The sequence below is a fragment of the Bradyrhizobium sp. P3_C3 genome (assembly GCF_056402655.1).
On sequence record NZ_JBFUGY010000118.1, the window covers coordinates 1 to 3359 of the forward strand.

A 3359-nucleotide genomic window follows, 5' to 3' on the forward strand; every position below is an offset into this window, starting at 1 on the left:
GTGTTCATAGGCGACGGTCACGGTCGAGCGCGCCACGCCCATCTCGCCGGCAAGCGCCCGCGACGACGGCAGCAGGCCGTCGATCCCGTAGACCCGCGTCAGAATCTGATCCCTCAGGGCTTCGTAGATCTGGCGCGCGCCCATGCGGCCGGCGCGATCGCCGGGAGTCGTCTTCATCTGGACCATCCACATTCCTGGCTCGGCATTCGTCCGAACGGACGATGCCGGAATGTGTTTCTAGTCCCGTTCGCCGAGAGTTTCGACGTAAGCCTTGCCGTAGGGATAAAAATGCTCTTTGTGGCCCTGATCCCAGAGGGCCTTCAGCCCGGGCGCGGTGATGTCCCAGTCCGGACGGCAATTCATGCTGACGGCTCGGAGATCCTGGCGCAGCTCTTCGACGGTCGGGCGTCCGAAGAACCAGTAGCCGTTATAGATCTTGTGAACGCGCAGGCCGGGCTCCAGCACGATGACATGCGGGATCATCGGATTGTGGACGGGATCGGTGTATTCGGCGATGTCGAGATCCTTCTGAACGATCCGCCGCGAATCCGACAGGAAAGGCCAGTGCGCCCCGACGCCGCTGCGATATTCGTTGGTCTGGGTGATGTTGTCGGTGGTGATCGTGACCAGCCGGCAGTAGCCGACCTCCATCTCGCGATGGAGTTGCAGCAGGCCTTCGGCCTGGCGGCGGTCCTTCGGACAGAAGCCGCCGCGGCCGAGAACGAGCACCATCGGATCGCCACCCTGCAGCTCGGAGAGCTTTCGGTGCTTGCCGGTGTGGTCGCTGAGCTCGTAATCGGGGAAGGTTACTCCCGGCATCATGTCAGGTCGCATTGAGCTCTCCCATATCTTCTCGCATGTCTGGCGTGGGTGCCGACACTCACAGATCGATGACGACGTCGCCCTGGGGCCGTGAACAGCAGATCAGGACATTGCCGTCCGCTGGTGCGTCGAGCGGATCCGGCGCATAGCTGACCGCGCCGGCCACCAGCCCGCTCTCGCAGTTGTGGCACACGCCGGTCCGGCACGACCAGCGCACGGGAACGTCGCAGGCTTCGGCCAGTTCGAGCAGGCTGGCATATGATGGTCCCCAGCAGACATTGAGGCCGCTGCGGGCGAACGAGACCATCGGACCCGGGCCGGTTGCGCCGGCCGGCAAGTGCGCCCGCTTCTGCGGGGAGGCCGCTATGCCGGGTGTCAGGGATGGTCCGGCGCCAAACATCTCGGTGTGAACGCGATCCGGTGCGACACCGAATGCGGCAAGCCCGCGCGAGAGATCGGTCATGAACGGTGCCGGCCCGCACAGATAGAAATCGCCGTCGCGTGGGACGCCGACGGTTTGAAGCACCCGGAGGTCCAGATGTCCGATCGAGTCGAAATCCACATCGAGACGATCGCCCGGATCGGGCGCGCTGTAGCAGACATGGCTGTGATGGTGGGCCAGCCCAGCCAGCAGCCCGCGCACCTCGGCGGCGAACGCATGTTCGCGACCGTTGCGGGCGCCGTGCAGCCACCAGACCTCTCGCGTCGATGTTTCCGCGGCGAGCGCGTGCAGCATCGCAAGCACCGGCGTTACGCCGATGCCGGCACTCAGCAAGACGACGGGCCGCGCATCTTGCCGTAGCGTGAAACTTCCGCGCGGCGCGCCGATCTGCACAGCGTCGCCAATTCGCACTTCGTCGGCGATATATTGGCTGGCCGCACCATGCGCCTCTCGCTTGATGCTGATGCGCCAGGACACGGCATCGGAGCGGCTCGACAGCGAATAGCTGCGCGTCATCGCCGGTGCAGTGGAGGCGCCGAGCCGCACGACGACGAACTGCCCGGGCAGGGCGGCGGCGACGGGATGTCCCTCCGCAGGTTCGAGGATCAGCGACGTCACGTTGCCGCTTTCGGCGATCTTGCGCGCGACGCGAAACGGCCGGAAGCCGCGCCAGGCCGGAGGCGGGCTCGACGCCGGGCCGAGCCCGGCGTTTCCCGCCGTCGTATCCTTGCGCTGCTGCTCGAGCAGCGCCTCGAAGGAATGACGCCAGCCGCCGCTCAACGCCGGAATTTTCAGCGCGCGCTCCAGGCCGTCGCGCGGGTGGGGCGGCAGGTAGAGCAGCGCATTGATCTCGGACACGCTCATGCGTTCGGGGCCATCAGCGATCTGCGTGATCTCGTCGCCGGCCTCGACGTCGCCTTCCTCGATCACACGAAAATAGAAGCCGGGCCGGCCGTGCCTGACAAGCAGCGCGGCCATGTCCGGCTCCTCCATGCGAATCCCCAGCCGGTAGCAGGTGACGCGTGGCTGCGTCACCTCGAGCAGGGCAGAGCCGATCCTGTAACGGTCTCCGATGCAGACGTCTGTGTCGGCCAGGCCCTCGACGGTAAAATTCTCGCCGAATTGACCTTGGACGAGGTTCGATCGACCGAGGTGCTCCTGCCAGTATTGATAGGACTCCCGCTGGTAGACGTAGACGGCGCGCTGCTCGCCGCCATGACCGGCGGTATCGCCCTGTCCATCGCCGTCGATGTTGAGCCGGCGCACCCTGCGCGGACCACTGACGGGCGTCTTCCAGACGCCGGTATAGACGGTCTTGCCTTGCCACGCGATGTCGCGCGGCAGGCCGACGTTGACGGAGAGCAAACGGGCCATCGGGTTCCCCGGTGTGACGGGCGCGGCTCTGGCGGATTCCAGGTCGCTGCAATGCCAATCTGCATCCATGTCGGAATTTTGGCCCGTTAGTCGTTGTTAGACGTTGCTAGACAGTCTTGTCGCCGGCTGTCTGCGCCCCGATCTGGGGAGCAGACACCGCAAGACGGGAGAGCGCGATGGATGATCAGGCGATACTGGCGGCCCTTCAGCGCCATTGGGCTGCGTCGGATGCGAATGATTTCGAGGCCGAGCATGACATCTACCGCGAGGACGCCGTGCTCGACTATCCGCAGTCCGGCGAGCGCATCCGCGGCCGCAGAACGATTCAGGAAAGCCGGTTCGTGCAGCCCAACAAGAAGCGCTTCACGGTCCGCCGGATCGTCGGCGGCGGCGATCTCTGGGTGAGCGAGTTCGTGCTGACCTATGACGGCGTGCCGTCCTATGTCGTCAGTATCATGGAGTTTCGCGAAGGACTGGTGGCGCACGAGACGCAGTATTTCGGTGAGAGGTTCGATCCGTCACCGTCGCGCGCGCATCTTGTCGAGTTGGTAGGGTAGGTCCGCGTCCTCCGTCATTGCGAGCGCAGCGAAGCAATCCAGTCTGTCTCCGCGGAACGATTCTGGATTGCTTCGCTACGCTCGCAATGACGGTGTTGATTAAGCTGCGCGCCAAACGGTCGTGCCCCGGCTCAGCAGCGCCTCTTGGCGGTGCGCTGCTGAGC

4 protein-coding genes are annotated in these 3359 nt (G+C 65.0%); 1 reads left to right on the forward strand and 3 read right to left on the reverse strand.

The window, feature by feature from the left end; translation table 11 throughout:
• The 3 genes from AC1DW2_RS43505 to AC1DW2_RS43515 all read right to left on the reverse strand — a co-directional run.
• A partial coding sequence (locus AC1DW2_RS43505) for a GntR family transcriptional regulator (RefSeq protein WP_477009174.1) occupies positions 1 to 186 on the reverse strand: 186 nt, incomplete at its 3' end.
• A gap of 51 nt (positions 187 to 237) precedes the next feature.
• Complete coding sequence (locus AC1DW2_RS43510; protein ID WP_085404858.1) at positions 238 to 834, reverse strand: redoxin domain-containing protein; 597 nt, start codon at positions 832 to 834, stop codon at positions 238 to 240.
• 46 nt (positions 835 to 880) lie between these two features.
• Complete coding sequence (locus tag AC1DW2_RS43515) at positions 881 to 2638, reverse strand: MOSC domain-containing protein (RefSeq protein WP_477009175.1); 1758 nt, start codon at positions 2636 to 2638, stop codon at positions 881 to 883.
• 176 nt (positions 2639 to 2814) lie between these two features.
• Here AC1DW2_RS43515 and AC1DW2_RS43520 point away from each other — a divergent pair, with 176 nt between their 5' ends.
• Complete coding sequence (locus AC1DW2_RS43520) at positions 2815 to 3195, forward strand: nuclear transport factor 2 family protein (RefSeq protein WP_477009176.1); 381 nt, start codon at positions 2815 to 2817, stop codon at positions 3193 to 3195.
• The last annotated feature ends 164 nt before the right edge of the window (positions 3196 to 3359 follow it).